Origin of the sequence: Xenorhabdus anantnagensis (assembly GCF_028598555.1) — a bacterium.
In the GTDB taxonomy this organism is placed as follows: Bacteria; Pseudomonadota; Gammaproteobacteria; order Enterobacterales; family Enterobacteriaceae; genus Xenorhabdus; species Xenorhabdus anantnagensis.
This window is the reverse complement of record NZ_JAQRFN010000021.1, coordinates 1-17,071: the sequence shown is the minus strand read 5'-3', so window position 1 is coordinate 17,071 and position 17,071 is coordinate 1. Positions and strand designations below refer to the sequence as shown.

The following is a 17,071-nucleotide window of genomic DNA, read 5'->3' as shown; positions in this document are numbered from 1 at the left end:
TTGTAATCCAAATATAAAGAACAAAACTTGTTTATAAAATGTTGGTTTTTTGTTAAATTAAAGGGTGTTGGATATGCCCATCAGCTCAGACCTGTAATATCATTAATGGAGTAACCAACGATGAAACATACATTACTACTTAAATTACTTAATTTTTTTTGTATCCTGACTCTCTCTTTTACGATATTGAGTATCAACAAAGTAGCAGCAATGGGGGGATATCTTTCATTTAACCCACCACCAAATATACCTTCTCAACTTGACGAGTTGAATTTTTTCTTCCGGATGATTAAAAATCCAGGACCTCTATCTTTTATGTATTACGCACATACCTTTGCAATCAATTCAGATACATCAGAATCAAAACTTACTGGATATATTGGCCCTCAATCTAATGGTGGCAATGATAATAATCGCCGAACTTTAGCAATAGCGACTGTCTGGTATAACCGCTCAGATAGATTAATATCGTACTCAGCTAGTTCTGAATCAAGTTGTCATACGGAGCATGGAGGTCCTGAATCTAGAACAGGTTGGTTAATACAATGCCTAATAAATGATGATAGCAAGCTTGCTCAAACTGACATGTCTGATGGAACAACATATCGAATTAGTGTGAAAAATATTCATCAAAAGAATTTATCAGTAGGGGTAGAACGTTTTGAATTTTCTATTCAAAACCTTGTAACGAATAAGAAGACTGTTCTTGGTATTATGACTTTTGCGAATGTGAAGGGAATAAGTCCGTCCGGCCCTGCTAACTTTCTGGAGAATTTTGGAGGGATATATAACTGCCAAACCATACCATATATTGCATATGGTGAAGATGCACCAATTGGTATCAGGAATAATAAAAAATATGCCTATACTATAGCGAAAAATCCTGATGGCCCATTTAGTTGCAACTCTAATGTAACTTTTTCAGAAAATCACTTATCTGCAGTTGTAGAGCATGCAATTAAAGGGGAAGTTCAATCACATTCAGGAATGTAGCATTTATGAAAGAGGCGTTAGGCTTAGACTTGGAAGAGGAATTCAAAGCTGGCCGCATGCATATCATTCTTGAATATAGTCTGCGTTTTAGAAAAAGCCTCCAACAAGGAAATAAAATGGAAGTCACCTGTAAGGTTACCAAGAACGAAAAGCGTAATCGGGTTAATTTCGAGCAACAAATTTTGGTCGATGGTGTTGTATACGCTGATGCAACGTTCGTGGCGACTTGTTTAGTGAATGGGCGTCCAACAGTGCCTGAAATTGTTATGAATGCTATTGTTGATTGATTGCTTGCAAACAGAAGAACGTAGCTATGCAAGGATGTAGAATGTTTAGCTAATGTCTGGTCAGTAATATGTCTTTATCATAATAGAGCAAGCCACCACACTTGCTCTGTTTTACTTGTAAATGGGGAATCACAATCCCGGCGCTTTCCACAATGAAGTCGTCAGCCCATCATCCACCAGATGCAATTGGTCTGCATATACCGCTTGCCAATCTTTCTTCGCTTTTTGATAAACCCCGCGGTGGCTTAAATTTGGCTGGTATTCTCGCTCCCAACGCACCAATTTTTCTCCTGTGGCGGGCAGTGAGTCATATAACCCAACGCCAACACCTGCGGCAATCGCACAACCCAGGGCAGTTGCTTCTTTAACCACGGGTACTCGTACTGGCAGCCCGGTAACGTCAGACAAAATTTGGCTCCAGAGTTTGCCTTTTGAGCCGCCTCCTGCAAAGACCAGTGAATCAGGTTGAACGCCAGAGAATGACGAAACCATATCGAGGTTACACGCTGAGACAATAGCTGCGTTCTCTTCCAATGCGCGAAATAGCGTTGCCTTGTTGCATTTTTCTGGATCAATCGAGAGGTTGAGGAATGACGGAGCTGCGTGATACCACGATTTAAAACGCATGACATCGGAGAAAATCGGCATGATACCATGTGCTCCGGCAGGAACCCGCGCTGCCATATCTTCCAGCAGATTGTAAGTATCAACGCCCAATCGTTCCGCCAGCAATTTTTCTTCTGCGCAGAAAGCATCACGGAACCAACGCATGGTGAGGCCGGTAAAGAAACTGATGGATTCAGCCTGTGCCATGCCGGGAATAACATGCGGGTTGATACGGATATTCATGTTTGGATCCGTGATCGGTTCCGGCAGGTTAACAACTTGCTGCCAGAATGTTCCGCCGAGTACTGCGGTTTGGGCGGGTTTGACGACACCGATGCCGAGACAGCCGAGTTGAACGTCTCCACCGCCCATAATCACGGGTGTGCCGCTGCTTAGGCCACATTCTGCTGCTGCTTGTTCCGTGATATAGCCGAGCAAGGTTCCTGTTTCTTTGACGGGGGAGAGGATATCGGAGCGCAGTCCGGCCATTTCCAACAGGTTGGGGCGCCAATTGCGGCTGACTAAATCCAGCATGCCTGTTGTGCCCGCGTTAGAAGGATCGACAGCAAGCTCGCCACTTAACATATATGCCAGCCAATCGCTGATCATGGTTAAGGTGCTGGCTTGCCGATAGATATCAGGACGGTGATGCGCCAGCCAAAGCAGGCGTGGCATTGCCCCTAATGCCAATGTTTGGCCGGAATAGCGGTAGACGTCATACTCAAAGGTATTGTTGTAAAGCTCTTTCAGCTCGCTGACTTCATGACTGGAGCGGGCATCTACGTTGGCACACGCCCAGATAGGATCGCCACCGCGATTATAAAGGACAATGCCTTCCCGCATTGAACAGGCGGCAACGCCTTGAATCGCGTTGGCAGGTAGTTCCGCTTTTTGCAGCGCCTGCCGAATACATTGGCAGGCCAGTTGCCAGTTGTTTTTTAGATCAAATTCCATCGAACCCGCAACATTCGGTGCAGGTTGGTGTACCCACTCAGTTTGTCCAACGGAAACTTGATTCCCTTCGAGATCAAATATAACTGCACGGATACTGCCAGTTCCTGCATCGAGCGCCATCAGATACTTTCTTGATGGGTGAACATGGGCGCGTTGATTCATGATGCTACCCTCGTCTGTCGTTATCATTATTCGATATGGCACAGGGGGTGGATAGAGATTATTAGTCGATCAAATCAGCATAGCTCTTGCGGTTTGTTCTTCTGTCACCAGTGAATTGATGTAGCCTCCTTTCAGTGCAGCAACAATAGCGTCCGCTTTTTCGATGCCTCCCGCTACACCAATCACATTCGGGATGGTTTTCATTTCTGGCAAGGAGATACCGATCAGTTCCTTATGAATATCAATATCACTGACCAGTTCACCTTCTGTATTAAAGAAGTAACCAAGAATGTCTCCGACAGCACCTTTGCGACCAAACATCAGTTGTTCGCCATCACTGATATAGCCGGAACGCATGATCGTTGCGTTTTGCTTTTGTTTGATAGCGCCAATACCGACAATGGCAGTATCGGCTGCACAGGCAGCCAAAATCACGTCCCGTACACTGCGTTCTTCGCGGAATGTTGCCGCGACTTGATGTGTGGAAGCTCGCAGTGGTGCAGGAATGATGCTGACAGGACAGGCCGCATCAAGTTGACCTATGCCAGTCATGTAAGAGCCAACACCTCCCGATAGTGTCACCAGTCGAATTTGCTGGGATGAGATAAAACCGCTCAGGTGCTGTAAAGTGCACATGGGCGTTTCACCAAATCCAATCGCTAATAACTGATAAGGCTCAATCAGCGCCATCAACAGGTGAGCGGCTCCGATACCGAGACGGGCATTCAGATTCATGCCATCAAGGGTAGGTAACACGCGAACCTGTTTGAGATTAAAGCGTTTTTGCAAGGCATCTTCCAATTCCAAACACCCTTCATAGCGTGAATTGATCTGAACGCGGATCACGCCAGACTGCCGCCCTTTCTCTAACAGACGGGAGACTTTGAGGCGACTGAGGCCAAGCAATTCACCGATGTCCCCTTGCGTCAGACCATCGTGATAGTAAAACCAGGCAATTCGGGCCATTAGTTCTTCTTCACTCATGCTGTTTCCTGGATAGTTGTGACTTGAATAGTCATTTTCTTCAGTTGACATATTTCTCTCTGATACTAATTGTTTCTTGGTTGATTTGGCCGACATAACACCTTCTTTATCTTTATCCACAAAGAAAGAATAAGCACGAAAGTTCCTGATGTGCCAGAGTCTTTTTGTAAAAATTTGAACATATTTTAATATAATTTTAACTTTTCCACAGAATGTGATCGAAATACTGCAATATTTTCAAATTATGAATTAGAGTTTTGAACAAAAATATTTTTAATAAATAAATGTTCATATTTAGTTGTATTAGTGTCAGAAACGAAAGCTCGGAATTCCATAAATTACAATGATGTTACATGGTAATACCATCACTAATGCAGATAATCCGTTTTTCCTGAAACTGACGGTGAATTTTACTGACAATGTACTAATCAGCCTTGTCTTACTGGTGAGGTTGGTACTGGGTAGGTGCTTGAGCAGAGTCGTTAAGCTGGATTTATATCAGCAACGTTATGGCTGGAACGGTGCTCTTGGTGGCGGAAATACTACTGTTTGGCATGGTTAATCTATGGATACTGGATATTAATATATTGTTGTTCAGTGTCAGTAATTTTATCAGTATCGTTCCTAAATTTGTGGTTGGTAGCAACACTGGTAGGGTTCTGTTTCATAGCAACATATTTTTGAAACGTAAAAGACACTCCTGACACATGATATTGAGACAAGAATAGACGGAGATAAGTATGAAAGCACCAACGATAAAAAAGCTAGCTTTGGTTGCCGCATTAAGTATGGCGAATGCCTCTTGGGCTCAGGCGGCAGAGAAGATTGCATTTATACCTAAATTGGTCGGTGTTGGTTTTTTTACCAGTAGCGGCCAAGGTGCGGTGGAGGCTGGCAAGGCACTGGGAGTTGAAGTTACTTACGATGGCCCGACAGAATCAAGCATGGTGGAGCAGGTTCAGCTTATCAATAAATTCGTCAATCAAGGTTATAACGCGGTTGTGGTATCAGCGGTGTCAACGAATGGTTTGTGCCCTGCCTTGAAACGCGCAATGAAGCGTGGTGTCAAAGTATTGACGTGGGATTCAGATACATCACCAGAATGCCGCTCTATCTATATCACCCAAGGAACATCAAAACAGTTGGGAGGGCTTCTGGTGGATATGGTCGCTAATCAGGTAAAAAAAGAAAAAGCGAAGGTAGCATTTTTTTATTCTAGCCCGACGGTGGCAGATCAGAACCAGTGGGTAAAAGAAGCCAAGATAAAGATCACCGCGGAATATCCTGACTGGGAAATTGTCACTACGCGGCTTGGATATAACGATGCCACTAAATCTTTACAGACAGCGGAAGGCATTTTGAAAGCATGGGAGGATTTGGATGCGATTATTGCTCCTGATGCCAACGCTTTGCCAGCGGCAGCTCAGGCAGCAGAAAACCTGAAGCGGCAGGATGTTGCGATCGTTGGGTTCAGCACCCCAAATGTAATGCGCCCTTATGTTGAAAATGGTACGGTCAAACAGTTCGCTCTGTGGGATGTGGTCAAGCAGGGAAAAATAGCTATTCATGTTGCCAATGAGATATTGCAAAAAGGCGATTTGAATGTGGGAGATAAATTGAATATTCCTGATGTTGGCAATGTTGAAATTTCACCTAACAGCGTGCAGGGATACCGTTATGAAGCGAAAGGCAATGGTATCGTCGTTATGCCGGAGCGGGTGATCTTCACCAAAGACAATATCAATCAGTACGATTTCTAATTAAGACGATTTCTGATTCATGGGGCTGACATGCAGCCTGACTCTGACACCTTTCTGGAGGAAGAAATGGCAGATTTAGATGATATCAAAGACGGTAAAGATTTTGGCATTGATACACCGCAAAAGAACACGCTGTTTGAACTGAAAGGCTGTGGTGCGCTGGATTGGGGTATGCAGTCCCGTTTGTCTCGAATTTTCAATCCCGCTACCAATAAAACGGTGATGCTGGCATTTGACCACGGTTATTTTCAGGGGCCAACGACGGGTTTGGAACGTATTGATATTAATATCGCCCCGTTGTTTGAACATACCGATGTACTGATGTGTACCCGTGGAATTCTGCGCAGTCAGGTTCCGCCTGCAACCAATAAACCTGTGGTCTTACGCGCGTCTGGTGCCAATTCAATTCTGACTGAGCTATCCAATGAAGCGGTTGCGGTGGCGATGGAAGATGCACTTCGTCTTAACGTCTGTGCGGTGGCGGCACAGGTTTATATCGGTTCAGAACACGAACACCAATCCATCAAGAACATTATCAAGCTGGTGGATCAGGGAACGCGTTATGGGATGCCAACGATGGCAGTCACGGGTGTCGGTAAAGATATGGCTCGTGACCAACGTTATTTCTCGCTGGCGACGCGAATTGCAGCCGAAATGGGAGCTAATATCATCAAAACCTATTATGTTGATAGCGGTTTTGAGCGGATTGCGGCGGGTTGTCCAGTGCCGATTGTGATTGCGGGCGGTAAGAAATTACCGGAGCTGGATGCACTGAATATGTGCTATCAGGCGATTGATCAGGGAGCGTCTGGTGTGGATATGGGGCGCAATATCTTCCAATCGGAAGCGCCTGTTGCAATGCTGAAAGCGGTGCAGGCAGTGGTACATCACAATGAGAAACCTGCTCAGGCTTATGAGTTTTTCCTGAGTGAAAAAGCCAAGGGAGAATAATATGCACGTCACATTAGTTGAGATTAATGTTAAAGCTGACAAGATAGACGAATTTATCGAAGTATTTCGGGATAATCACCTTGGCTCTGTCAAAGAGCCGGGCAATTTACGGTTTGATGTACTGCGTGATGAGAATATCCCGACTCGCTTCTATATCTATGAAGCCTATAACGATGAAGAGGCTGTTGCGGCGCATAAGAAAACCCCCCATTACTTGCGTTGTGTTGAAAAACTGGAAGCATTGATGACTGAGCCACGGAAAAAGACCACGTTTATTGGTTTGATGCCGGAAGGTAAGTAAGGCAAAAGTATATCAGAATAAATGGCAGGTGATATTTCACTTGTCATTATTACCCTCTGTTTATCTTGAGTAACAGTAAGGGCAGAGGGTAATTGGAGCTTATTCTTGAAGAGTGATATCAAACAGAATTCGGAACCGCCATTTCAGGTTTCTATTTTCCCTGACTGGAATAGTCTTTCAGATGGCGGTTAACCGGTGTTTCATGTATCTGCTTCAATAATTATGGGTAGGTAAACAATAGGAGTCAGATATAGGTAAATTCGGATTCAGTATGAATTTTACAACTTTTTTATCTACACAATCGTCATCACCATTCAGGACAAATGTATGACCATTGCCAATTTTGGTTATCAATGGACTTCTGAAAATAGCAGACATTCTTGTTGCATTGCTATAGGGTGTTGTTGGATCACCCGTTTGAGCCACAAAAAGTAATTTTGGCATGTTTTTATGGTCAGGGATTAACGCTGGCATAAGCGGTTTTTTAATAGGAAAGGAACTACACTTCTCTTTTTTCTCTTTAAAAAAGTCGGCAGATGAGGCAAAAGTATCTTCCAGAAGTAATTCAATCTTGGAAGGATCCAATTTTCCATAATCAGAACAATCTATAATATTAAGTTCATCATTACTTGAATCACCAAAAATCGATAATGATCCCTTGTCTATCTGATTTGTTTTTCCATTGTAAGCTTTATCTAAAAAAGATATCAGATTACCCCACTGTGATTCCCAAAGCAGGCTATCGAGAGTAAATTCATTTATATTGTCATTGGTAATGATTTTTCCTGCTTTGTCTTTTATTTTATTTTTATTTGCTTTTTCTAAAATTTCTTTATATATATCGAGGGGCTTTTCTGGTGAGTGATAGAATGGGCATGATTTTCTCTTTGCACAGTAAACAGAAAATTTTTCAAAGGCTAAGTTAAATCCTCTACTTTGATTTAATAGCATAGATTCATGATCTTCTGTTAAGTCAACAATACCATCATTAACGATACTACTGATGTGTTTCGGGTATTTTAACGCATAAAGCTGAGCAACAGCTGTTCCATAGGAGTATGCAACTATTGTTATTTTATCTTCATTCAAGGCTTTCCTTATTTCTTCCAGATCATCTACAGCATTATACGTAGACATATTATTTATTAATGCCGCCCCGCTGTTCTTGATACAGGAAGATAGCCATTTTTTTGAAGTGATTTCTTCATTTTTATCTGTGGATTTTTGAGTATTGCATTTTATTTTGGGTATAGATTCGCCGATCCCTCTGGGATCATAAGTGACAATATCAAAATATTTTCTCAGGTCTTTCGTTATAGGGGATTCATCAATAGACAGAGGTAAGCCCATCTGACCGGGACCACCAGATATCAGGATTATGGTGCCTTTTTTACTTGCGATCGCTGGGAGTTTCGCTACTGCTAATTTTACGAAATGATTTTCTTTTGCATTATTATGGTCTATCGAGGATTTTACATATGTACATTGCATACTCTTCTTATCTTCAGGATCTAGCTCCCAAGTTGAAGGGCATTTTTTCCAAGATGCAGTATCTGCCTTGGATATAAATGATATGCTTGTCAATAATATAAAAATAATTGCTGTTAAGATTCTCATGCTCAAATCCTTATTAGGTAAAAGTTAAAGTAGCTTTAAAATTCATTAATATTTTTTATTAAGTTATCTAAAATAAAGAACGTAGCTAACTTAAGGAGTTTTTACTTGAGTTGCAATAACGATTAGTTATTTCTGGTTTCATTTTCTATATTGAAAAGTAGATGTATTTGATAATATTTTTTTGTTTTTTTATTTTGTTCATTGTTTTTTTATTTTTAATTTTATATGGTTGTGGATTATATGAGTGTTTGTTTATATGTATATGATTTACGCCCTTGATACGACTATCAGGGCGTTTGGATTTTTAACCGAATCCTTTCCAAGAATTATTGCTTTAGTGTATGAGGCAGAAAAAGCAAATTTCAAATAGCCTGCTGTTTAATCTCGTCAATGGTAGCAGAGATTGCTTTCAAACTGCGCTGAATATCGTCTTCCGTAGTCGCCCAAGAGCTGACGCTGAGACGAATGGCTTCTTGCCCTTGCCACGTTGTTTGTCCAAACCAGCATTCACCGGATTGCTGCACTTTGTGTAACATTGCGCGCTGCAAATGGATATCAGGTAAGCAAGCTACGATTTGATTAAGCACGATGTTATTGAGAATGGTAAAACCGAGTGATTCCAGCCCTTCTGCCAATATTTTTGTGTATAAACAGCAACGATTAACTAGTGCCTCGATTCCCTGTGAGCCAAGCTCTGCAATTGCCGCCCAGACTTCAACTGCTCTCGCTCTGCGGGAGAACTCTGGCAGCATGTCTTTTGCCTGCCACATATCTTGCGTCTCTACATAGGCAGCAGAGGTTGTCATGACTTCTCTTTGCATTTGCTTATTACGCACAATACACATGCCACAATCGTACGGGGTATTAAGCCATTTATGAGCATCCACGGCCCAAGAATCAGCAGCTTCAACGCCTTTGACTAAAGCGGATTTTTCCTTCGATGCCCGCGCCCAGAGTCCAAAGGCACCATCCACATGTACCCAACAACCCGCTTTTTTGGCTTTGGGGATCAGGGCGTGAAAGTTATCTGAGCTGCCAGAGTTAACATTACCAGCCTGTAATACCAGAATCATATTGTCTGCAAAGTCGGGAACCGCACTCTCTATAATTTGTCCTTGCTGATCACATGGCACAAAAATAAATTGTGAACGACCAAAGCCGAGTAGTCTGAGCGCTTTCAAAACGGAAATATGGGCTTCTTCGGAGAGCACAACTTTCAATTCAGGGGCATTGTGTAAACCTTGTTCCGCAAGGTCATAGCCTTGTTTCTGATACAAGTAATGCCGTGCAGCAGCTAAGGCACTGACATGCGCCATCGTTGTACCAGTCACAAAACCGACGAATGCCTCTGAGGGTAAATTCAGTAGTTCCAATACCCAACGTCCGGCGATCTTTTCTAATTGATTGGCTATAGGGGAAGAGGATTCCATCAGTGCGATTTGATCCCAGGCACTGGTTATGATGTTTGCCCCCAGAGCGGCAGGGGTTGAGCCACCGACAACCAAGCCGAAATATCGGCCGCCAGTTGTTGCTACAGTAGCTGGTGAACCATATGCATGGAGTTGTTCGAGCACTTGTTGGCTGTCAGTTCCTGTTGTAGGTAATGGCTTATCGAAATGTTGCAGGCCTGATAACGCATCAGCATCGGGAAATACCCGTTGGTTTCGAACTTCACTGACATAGCTGTATGCGATTTCGTTGGCGATTTTAACCGCAGACAGCGAAGCATCGCGAATCGGATCTTTCATGGCGTTGTTTTCCCGTTATCGTTGTTTTATTTTTCATACCATCCATAGATGATTGTTTCTGCTTATTTTTTCTTTTGTGCTTGGTTAACTGCCTATCATCCTTAATACTTTCTGGTTTTTTGTGAAGACAACCATTCAGCAATAAAGGCTGTGATCTGTTCTGGTTGATTGATATCGAGCTGTGGAAGTGATGTCTCCAGTGGGATGTCACTGGCAATGGCGAGTACATAAGGATCTAGGATTTCATCAAAATCAGGGGTTATGTTATTTCGGTTTATGTCATTTCGGCTTAGGCTATCTCGATACAACGCGATTTTTGGGATCGGTTCTTGTTTGAATCCTTCCACCAGAATCATATCCAGTGAATTGGCATCAAATCGACTGGCGAGGTAGTAAAGATTGAGTTCTGGCAAATCTGGAGTCTCAGTCATCAATGCCCAACGTTGCTGGCTGGCGACCAACGTTTGAGTCGCGCCCGCTTTACGCAGTTCATAGCTATCTTTGCCCGGTTTATCGACATCCATATTATGGTGAGTATGCTTAATCAACCCAACTCGGATGTGTTGTTGGCGCAATAATGGAATGACCTGCTTTAATAGCGTCGTTTTTCCGGTTCCACTATAAGCAGTGATCCCCAGAATGGGCAGTGTAGTGTCACTGGTATTGAGATTCATGCTGACTCCTGAAGGAGTTCCCAATGTTGGCATTCCCAGTTACGGTGCTCTTCAGGTGTATTTAAATTGGTGAAAGCGTTAGGGGTAGGGAAATAGACCGCTTTTGCCTTAATCATCTGCATAAAGAACATCAGCTTCCGATCCCCCAATGCGAGGTAGCTTTCCAGACGCGGTATCAGGCTGCGGTGCATTAATGCCAAGGTAGGATGTGCGCGCTCGCAGTCATGTGCATAAGCGGCCCAAGCGTTTTGCTTGTAGTGCCACAGTTTTGCTACAAGGTCTTCAGGGAAGTCGGGGACATCGCATGGAACAAATACCACCCATTCATTAAGGGCTTTCTTTAAAACTGCCAACATTCCAGCTAATGGCCCAGAAAAATCGGTAATAATATCCGGTATGATTGGATAGCCACTTTGCTGATAAATCCCCAGATTGCGATTGGCGTTAATCAACAACTCATGAACCTGTGGCTGCAACTTTGTGGCGATGTGTTGGTATAGGGGTAAGCCATCGAACTGCAACAATCCTTTGTCATTTCCGCCCATACGGGTGGATAGCCCTCCAGCCAGAATTGCGCCACTGATTTTTGGATGCGTCATGTTAAATCACCTGATATTGGGCAATGAAATATTTAATGTTTGGGTATATAACCGTTGTAAATCAATATCTAACCATGCTGCTTTGAAGTGGCAGTATAACTTTACACTGATTGACAGACCAATGCTTTCTCAGAACCATTAACCTTGCTAATTTGTATAGCCATTTATAAGGAACTAAAAATGAAGTATCACCGCCTCAATGAAGTTATCGAACTTTTACATCCAGTATGGAAGAATGAGTCGGATCTAAATTTGGTGGAGCTTTTGCAAAAACTGGCTGATGAAGCGGGATTCAAAGGGCAGTTGTCTGAATTAACGGATGATATTCTTATTTATCATCTGAAAATGCGTGGTACGGATAGCCATGCAGAAATCCCCGGATTGAAAAAAGATTATGAAGAAGATTTTAAGACTGCGTTACTGCGTGCCCGGGGCATTATTAAAGATTGATGAAGAGAGAACTGTGTTGTGACGGAACCGAAGGCTTTTAATTTTCAGAATATTACGCCAGATTTAATTATGGATGCGTTGGTGCAGTCTGGCTTGTATCTTGATTCTGGTTTGACCGAACTGAATAGCTATGAGAATCGTGTATATCAGTTCATGGATGAGAACCGCAAACGCTATGTTGTGAAATTTTATCGTCCCTTGCGTTGGAGCCAACAGCAAATTCAAGAGGAACATGATCTTGCGCATGAATTGCAGCAAGCCGATTTGCCAATCGCGGCTCCATTGGCGTTTGACGGAAAGACCGTACTGAATCACGGCGGTTTCTTTTTTGCCATTTTCCCCAGTGTGGGAGGTCGCCAGTACGAATTAGACAATTTTGACCAATTGGAGGATGTTGGTCGATTGTTGGGAAGAATGCATCAAATTGGAGTGAAAAAAACATTTTCTGCGCGTCCTACGCTTAATTTGAATGAATATTTATATCAGCCGTATCAATATTTGGCTGAATGTGAGCTAATCCCCGCTAAACATAAACAGGGATTTTTGGCTGCGCTGGATGGATTAAATCAGGCAGTAGCAAGCCAATGGCACGATAACTGGCAAGTATTGCGGCTGCATGGGGATTGTCATGCTGGCAATATCTTGTGGCGCGATGAAGCATGGTTTGTAGATCTTGATGATGCCCGTAATGGCCCTGCTGTTCAGGATTTGTGGATGTTGCTCAATGGCTCACGGCAAGAGCGACTGATCCAGTTGGATATTTTACTGGAGTCATATAGTCAGTTTATGGAATTTGATCCCAAGGCATTGGCATTAATAGAACCTCTGCGTGCTATGCGAATGATCTATTATTTAGCTTGGGTTGCTCGTCGCTGGCAAGATCCCGCTTTTCCAAAAGCGTTTCCGTGGATGGCTGAGAGTGATTTTTGGCATAAGCAAGTGGGTCTTTTTTCTGAACAAGTCCGGTTGTTGCAGGAACCACCTTTACAACTCAATCCGATGTATTAATTTTTTTGGAGACTACGATGAAAAAATTTTGGTTAGTTCTGGTAGGAGCGTTCATGGTATTTAATGCATCCGCTTCCGGTTTTTCTGAGGGCAAGCAGTATACTGAGTTAAGAAATCCGGTTGCGAATCAGCCACAGGTGTTAGAGTTTTTCTCTTTTTATTGCCCTCACTGCTATCAGTTTGAAAACATTTACCATGTTCGTTCAACTATTAAGAAAAACTTGCCAGCAGGTGTGACGAATGAACGTTATCACGTTGATTTTCTGGGGCCTTTGGGTAAAGAATTGACTGATGCTTGGGCCGTCGCTATTGTCATGAAAGTTGAGGATAAAGTCACACCAATTTTGTTTGAGGGGATTCAAAAAAATCAAACTATCAAGAGTAAGGAAGACATCCGTAATGCTTTCATCAAAGCTGGTGTATCGGGTGAAGAGTATGATGCAGCATTGAACAGCTTTATTGTAAAATCTGTAGCAAACAAAGAGCGTCAGGCGGCTAAAGAGCTTAGCTTGAGAGGTGTTCCGGCTGTCTTTGTTAAGGGTAAATATTTGATTAACAATGCCGGCATCGACTCCAGTTCCACTCTGGATTATGGTCAGAAATTCTCTGAGGTAGTTAACTATCTGGTGAACAAAAAATAAGTCACAAGATAGTAGCGTAAGAAAATAATACGCTAGTATTAATATAAAATAACATAGGTATTGTGCTAACCATGATAAGGTTGGCACAATACTTGCCAAAAGACACATTTCATAACATAAACTTCGGTAATATCCACAACTCAGTGATTTTAAAGCGGTTGTAATCGTTCTTTAATTTTACGCGTAATTCATTGATTTTAACCTCTTGTTATTTACTCTTTATGGTTATAAACATAAATCTGTTTTATGTGCCATTTTTTGTGCACAAAGTTATCCACAGCGCATTCATCAAAATATTTGTCATAACATGCACGTCAGTACGAGAAAATTACCGCAAAATTCGTCTATAGCGACGCAGTATGGCATTCTATTCTTTATTCATCCCACAGAACGACGAAGAAAATTTTATGGCACAGATAGCAGACAATCCCCTGATTTTGGTTGATGGTTCTTCATACCTTTATCGTGCATACCATGCGTTTCCTCCACTGACAAACAGTTCAGGAGAACCGACGGGCGCCATGTATGGCGTGCTGAACATGCTGCGAAGTTTAATCATGCAGTACAAACCGAGTCATGTGGCGGTCGTGTTTGATGCCAAGGGCAAAACTTTCCGTGATGAACTATTTGCTGAATATAAATCCCATCGACCGCCAATGCCGGATGATTTGCGTTCGCAGATTGAGCCGTTGCACAAGATGGTCAAGGCAATGGGGTTGCCAATTTTGGTTGTTCCGGGCGTTGAGGCTGACGATGTTATCGGTACATTGGCCTTGCAGGCTGAAAAAGAAGGCCGTTCGGTTCTGATCAGCACAGGTGATAAAGATATGGCGCAATTGGTGACGCCAAATATCACATTGATTAACACTATGACCAACACCATTTTGGGGCCGGAAGAGGTTACCGAAAAATATGGGATTCCTCCTGAACTGATTATCGATTTTCTCGCCTTAATGGGAGATTCTTCCGATAATATTCCGGGTGTGCCGGGAGTGGGTGCAAAAACAGCTCAGGGGCTATTGCAGGGTATCGGTGGATTGAATGAGATCTATACCCGACTTGATGAAATTGCCACACTCGGTTTCCGTGGAGCCAAAACATTGGGCGACAAAATGGAGCAGCATAAAGAGGTGGCTTTTCTTTCCTACCAATTGGCGACCATCAAAACCGACGTTGAGCTGGATACGACCTGTCTGGCGCTTTCCGTGATGCCACCGGATGCGGATGAATTGCTGGTGCTATTCAGTCATTATGAGTTCAAACGTTGGATCAGTGATGTACAAAATGGCAGCTGGTTGGAAAAGAACGGACAGAAACCTGTAGAATCAGGCAAGCCAGAACCGATAGCAGCATCACCAACTGCTGTCAAAATATCGCCGGAAAGTTATCAAACCATCCTTGAACGTCAATCCCTTGATGAATGGATTGAAAAGCTGAAACAGGCCCCGGCATTCTCTTTTGATACTGAAACCGACGGCCTGGATACCCTAACAGCCAATCTGGTGGGGATGTCTTTTGCCATTGTGGTAGGGGAATCAGAAGCGGGGAAATCGGAAGCGGGAAAATCAGAAGCGGGAAAATCAGAAGTTGAAGCCGCTTATCTACCATTGGGGCACGATTATCTGGATGCGCCACAGCAATTGGATCTACATGAAGTTCTCGCCGCATTAAAGCCGCTGCTGGAAGATGCAAATTTGCCCAAGATTGGTCAAAACCTGAAGTTTGATCGTGGTGTTCTGGCGCGTTATGACATTGCTTTGGATGGCATTGTTTTTGATACCATGCTGGAATCGTATGTTTTGAACAGTGTCGGAGGACGGCATGACATGGATAGCCTTGCTGATCGTCACTTGGGCCATAAAACCACGACATTTGAAGAAATTGCGGGCAAGGGCAAAAAACAACTTACCTTCAATCAAATCTCATTAGAGGAAGCCTCAAAATATGCAGCAGAAGATGCGGATGTGACTCTGAGACTGCATCAGGCTATGTATCCTCAGTTAGAAAGCGTCCCAACCCTGAAAAAAGTTTTCCAGAAGATCGAAATGCCGCTGGTGCCGGTGCTGTCCCGCATGGAAAGAACAGGAGTATTGATCAACGCTAAAACGCTGGCAGAACATTCAAGGGAAATCACTGCCCGTTTGGATGAGCTGGAAAAAGCGGCTCATGAGCTGGCGGGGGAAGAATTCAATCTGGCTTCACCAAAACAGCTACAAGTCATTCTATTTGAAAAAATGAACTTGCCTGTACTGAAAAAGACGCCGAATGGCGCACCATCAACGAATGAAGAAGTGTTGGAAGAATTGGCGGAGAACCATGAATTGCCAAGAGTGATTTTGGAGCATCGTGGTCTGGCAAAACTGAAATCCACCTATACTGATAAACTGCCTCAGATGGTGAATCCACTGACTAATCGTGTCCATACTTCTTATCATCAGGCGGTAACTGCGACGGGGCGCCTTTCTTCCCGCGATCCTAATCTGCAAAACATTCCTGTCCGCAATGAGGAAGGACGACGTATTCGTCAGGCATTTATTGCGCCGGAAGGCTACCGAATTATGGCGGCGGACTATTCACAGATTGAACTGCGCATTATGGCTCATTTATCACAGGACAAAGGGCTACTGACGGCATTTGCACAAGGCAAAGACATCCACCGTGCAACGGCTGCGGAAGTGTTTGGTTTACCACTGGAACAAGTGACCAGCGAGCAGCGCCGCAGTGCTAAGGCAATTAACTTTGGCTTGATTTATGGCATGAGTGCGTTTGGTTTATCCCGTCAGTTAGGCATTCCGCGTGGCGAAGCACAACGTTATATGGATCTCTATTTTGAGCGTTATCCGGGTGTATTGGCTTATATGGAACGCACACGCCAGCAAGCGGCTGATCATGGATTTGTCGAAACACTGGAAGGCCGTCGGTTGTACCTGCCGGATATCAAATCGCGTAATGCCATGCGTCGCAAGGCATCAGAACGTGAAGCCATCAATGCACCGATGCAAGGTACGGCAGCGGATATCATCAAATTGGCAATGATTGCGGTAGATGACTGGATTGTCAGTGAACAGCCAAATGTGCGCATGATCATGCAGGTTCACGATGAACTGGTATTTGAAGTACATGAATCAGAGTTGGAGACAGCAGAGCAGAAAATCCGGGAGTTGATGGAACAAAGTATGCTGCTTGATGTGCCGTTAAAAGTGGATGTTGGGGTTGGCGATAACTGGGATCAGGCACATTGATATGCCTTTTGTCTTAGAATTTTTATCTTAGAACCTTCATCTTAGAACCTTCATTTTAGAAGCTGAAAAAGAGCCGCAGAAATGCGGTTCTTTT

General features: G+C 43.4%; 15 protein-coding genes and 2 pseudogenes. 11 read left to right on the top strand and 6 right to left on the bottom strand.

Annotated features, from left to right (window positions below; translation table 11 throughout):
* The first annotated feature begins 120 nt into the window (after window positions 1-120).
* Together PSI14_RS14690 and PSI14_RS14685 are read left to right on the top strand one after the other, a co-directional pair.
* A complete protein-coding gene (locus tag PSI14_RS14690; protein WP_273576583.1) occupies window positions 121-993 on the top strand; it encodes a hypothetical protein in 873 nt (290 codons plus the stop codon).
* Window positions 993-1,280 (top strand): annotated as a pseudogene (locus tag PSI14_RS14685) (acyl-CoA thioesterase); the annotation flags it as partial. The gene PSI14_RS14690 and the pseudogene PSI14_RS14685, both read left to right, overlap by 1 nt.
* 129 nt (window positions 1,281-1,409) lie before the next feature.
* Here the strand turns inward: PSI14_RS14685 and lsrK are convergent.
* Both lsrK and lsrR read right to left on the bottom strand, forming a co-directional pair.
* Window positions 1,410-3,002, bottom strand: a complete 1,593-nt coding sequence (gene lsrK, locus PSI14_RS14680) for an autoinducer-2 kinase (protein WP_273576582.1) — start codon at window positions 3,000-3,002, stop codon at window positions 1,410-1,412.
* Between the two features lie 69 nt (window positions 3,003-3,071).
* Window positions 3,072-4,037, bottom strand: a complete 966-nt coding sequence (gene lsrR, locus PSI14_RS14675) for a transcriptional regulator LsrR (protein WP_273576581.1) — start codon at window positions 4,035-4,037, stop codon at window positions 3,072-3,074.
* A 292-nt stretch (window positions 4,038-4,329) separates the two neighbouring features.
* On the opposite strand from lsrR, the gene PSI14_RS14670 reads away from it, so the two are divergent.
* The 5 genes and pseudogenes from PSI14_RS14670 to lsrG all read left to right on the top strand — a co-directional run bounded on the left by PSI14_RS14670 (window position 4,330) and on the right by lsrG (window position 6,998).
* Window positions 4,330-4,548 (top strand): hypothetical protein, encoded by a 219-nt coding sequence (locus tag PSI14_RS14670; RefSeq protein ID WP_273576628.1) that lies wholly within the window; start codon window positions 4,330-4,332, stop codon window positions 4,546-4,548.
* A pseudogene (locus tag PSI14_RS14665) lies at window positions 4,496-4,606 on the top strand (autoinducer 2 import system permease LsrD); the annotation flags it as partial. The gene PSI14_RS14670 and the pseudogene PSI14_RS14665, both read left to right, overlap by 53 nt.
* A 120-nt stretch (window positions 4,607-4,726) precedes the next feature.
* Complete coding sequence (gene lsrB / locus PSI14_RS14660) at window positions 4,727-5,746, top strand: autoinducer 2 ABC transporter substrate-binding protein LsrB (RefSeq protein ID WP_273576580.1); 1,020 nt, start codon at window positions 4,727-4,729, stop codon at window positions 5,744-5,746.
* 66 nt (window positions 5,747-5,812) lie between these two features.
* Entirely contained in the window at window positions 5,813-6,697 is an 885-nt protein-coding gene (gene lsrF / locus PSI14_RS14655) for a 3-hydroxy-5-phosphonooxypentane-2,4-dione thiolase (RefSeq protein ID WP_273576620.1), read from the top strand.
* A gap of 1 nt (window position 6,698) precedes the next feature.
* Window positions 6,699-6,998: a (4S)-4-hydroxy-5-phosphonooxypentane-2,3-dione isomerase gene (gene lsrG / locus PSI14_RS14650; RefSeq protein WP_273576579.1), complete on the top strand. Its 300-nt coding sequence runs from the start codon at window positions 6,699-6,701 to the stop codon at window positions 6,996-6,998.
* Window positions 6,999-7,211: 213 nt separating this feature from the next.
* On the opposite strand, the gene PSI14_RS14645 is transcribed toward lsrG, so the two are convergent.
* The 4 genes from PSI14_RS14645 to mobA all read right to left on the bottom strand — a co-directional run bounded on the left by PSI14_RS14645 (window position 7,212) and on the right by mobA (window position 11,636).
* The gene (locus tag PSI14_RS14645; protein ID WP_273576578.1) at window positions 7,212-8,615 is read right to left on the bottom strand and encodes an alpha/beta fold hydrolase; all 1,404 of its coding nucleotides are present in this window, start codon (window positions 8,613-8,615) and stop codon (window positions 7,212-7,214) included.
* A gap of 362 nt (window positions 8,616-8,977) precedes the next feature.
* The gene (locus PSI14_RS14640) at window positions 8,978-10,363 is read right to left on the bottom strand and encodes a pyridoxal phosphate-dependent decarboxylase family protein (protein WP_273576577.1); all 1,386 of its coding nucleotides are present in this window, start codon (window positions 10,361-10,363) and stop codon (window positions 8,978-8,980) included.
* Window positions 10,364-10,464: 101 nt separating this feature from the next.
* Window positions 10,465-11,037 (bottom strand): molybdopterin-guanine dinucleotide biosynthesis protein MobB, encoded by a 573-nt coding sequence (gene mobB / locus PSI14_RS14635; RefSeq protein WP_273576576.1) that lies wholly within the window; start codon window positions 11,035-11,037, stop codon window positions 10,465-10,467.
* Complete coding sequence (mobA, locus tag PSI14_RS14630) at window positions 11,034-11,636, bottom strand: molybdenum cofactor guanylyltransferase MobA (protein WP_273576575.1); 603 nt, start codon at window positions 11,634-11,636, stop codon at window positions 11,034-11,036. The genes mobB and mobA overlap by 4 nt, the downstream gene beginning before the upstream one ends.
* Before the next feature lie 180 nt (window positions 11,637-11,816).
* Between mobA and PSI14_RS14625 the strand changes: the two genes are divergently transcribed.
* The 4 genes from PSI14_RS14625 (at window position 11,817) to polA (ending at window position 16,977) form a co-directional block, all read left to right on the top strand.
* Window positions 11,817-12,086, top strand: a complete 270-nt coding sequence (locus tag PSI14_RS14625; protein ID WP_273555646.1) for a YihD family protein — start codon at window positions 11,817-11,819, stop codon at window positions 12,084-12,086.
* 18 nt (window positions 12,087-12,104) lie between these two features.
* Entirely contained in the window at window positions 12,105-13,094 is a 990-nt protein-coding gene (locus PSI14_RS14620; protein WP_273576574.1) for a serine/threonine protein kinase, read from the top strand.
* A gap of 17 nt (window positions 13,095-13,111) precedes the next feature.
* Window positions 13,112-13,735 (top strand): thiol:disulfide interchange protein DsbA, encoded by a 624-nt coding sequence (gene dsbA / locus PSI14_RS14615; RefSeq protein ID WP_273576573.1) that lies wholly within the window; start codon window positions 13,112-13,114, stop codon window positions 13,733-13,735.
* 407 nt (window positions 13,736-14,142) lie between these two features.
* Window positions 14,143-16,977, top strand: a complete 2,835-nt coding sequence (gene polA, locus PSI14_RS14610) for a DNA polymerase I (RefSeq protein WP_273576572.1) — start codon at window positions 14,143-14,145, stop codon at window positions 16,975-16,977.
* Window positions 16,978-17,071 lie beyond the last annotated feature (94 nt).

Excerpts from the sequence above, each read along its gene's own strand:
- PSI14_RS14645 (WP_273576578.1), bottom strand. The coding sequence starts at position 8,615 with ATGAGAATCTTAACAGCAATTATTTTTATATTATTGACAAGCATATCA.
- lsrK (WP_273576582.1), bottom strand. The coding sequence starts at position 3,002 with ATGAATCAACGCGCCCATGTTCACCCATCAAGAAAGTATCTGATGGCG.
- lsrB (WP_273576580.1), top strand. The coding sequence starts at position 4,727 with ATGAAAGCACCAACGATAAAAAAGCTAGCTTTGGTTGCCGCATTAAGT.
- lsrG (WP_273576579.1), top strand. The coding sequence starts at position 6,699 with ATGCACGTCACATTAGTTGAGATTAATGTTAAAGCTGACAAGATAGAC.
- lsrF (WP_273576620.1), top strand. The coding sequence starts at position 5,813 with ATGGCAGATTTAGATGATATCAAAGACGGTAAAGATTTTGGCATTGAT.
- lsrR (WP_273576581.1), bottom strand. The coding sequence starts at position 4,037 with ATGTCAACTGAAGAAAATGACTATTCAAGTCACAACTATCCAGGAAAC.
- mobB (WP_273576576.1), bottom strand. The coding sequence starts at position 11,037 with ATGAATCTCAATACCAGTGACACTACACTGCCCATTCTGGGGATCACT.
- PSI14_RS14690 (WP_273576583.1), top strand. The coding sequence starts at position 121 with ATGAAACATACATTACTACTTAAATTACTTAATTTTTTTTGTATCCTG.
- polA (WP_273576572.1), top strand. The coding sequence starts at position 14,143 with ATGGCACAGATAGCAGACAATCCCCTGATTTTGGTTGATGGTTCTTCA.
- dsbA (WP_273576573.1), top strand. The coding sequence starts at position 13,112 with ATGAAAAAATTTTGGTTAGTTCTGGTAGGAGCGTTCATGGTATTTAAT.
- PSI14_RS14670 (WP_273576628.1), top strand. The coding sequence starts at position 4,330 with ATGATGTTACATGGTAATACCATCACTAATGCAGATAATCCGTTTTTC.
- mobA (WP_273576575.1), bottom strand. The coding sequence starts at position 11,636 with ATGACGCATCCAAAAATCAGTGGCGCAATTCTGGCTGGAGGGCTATCC.
- PSI14_RS14625 (WP_273555646.1), top strand. The coding sequence starts at position 11,817 with ATGAAGTATCACCGCCTCAATGAAGTTATCGAACTTTTACATCCAGTA.
- PSI14_RS14640 (WP_273576577.1), bottom strand. The coding sequence starts at position 10,363 with ATGAAAGATCCGATTCGCGATGCTTCGCTGTCTGCGGTTAAAATCGCC.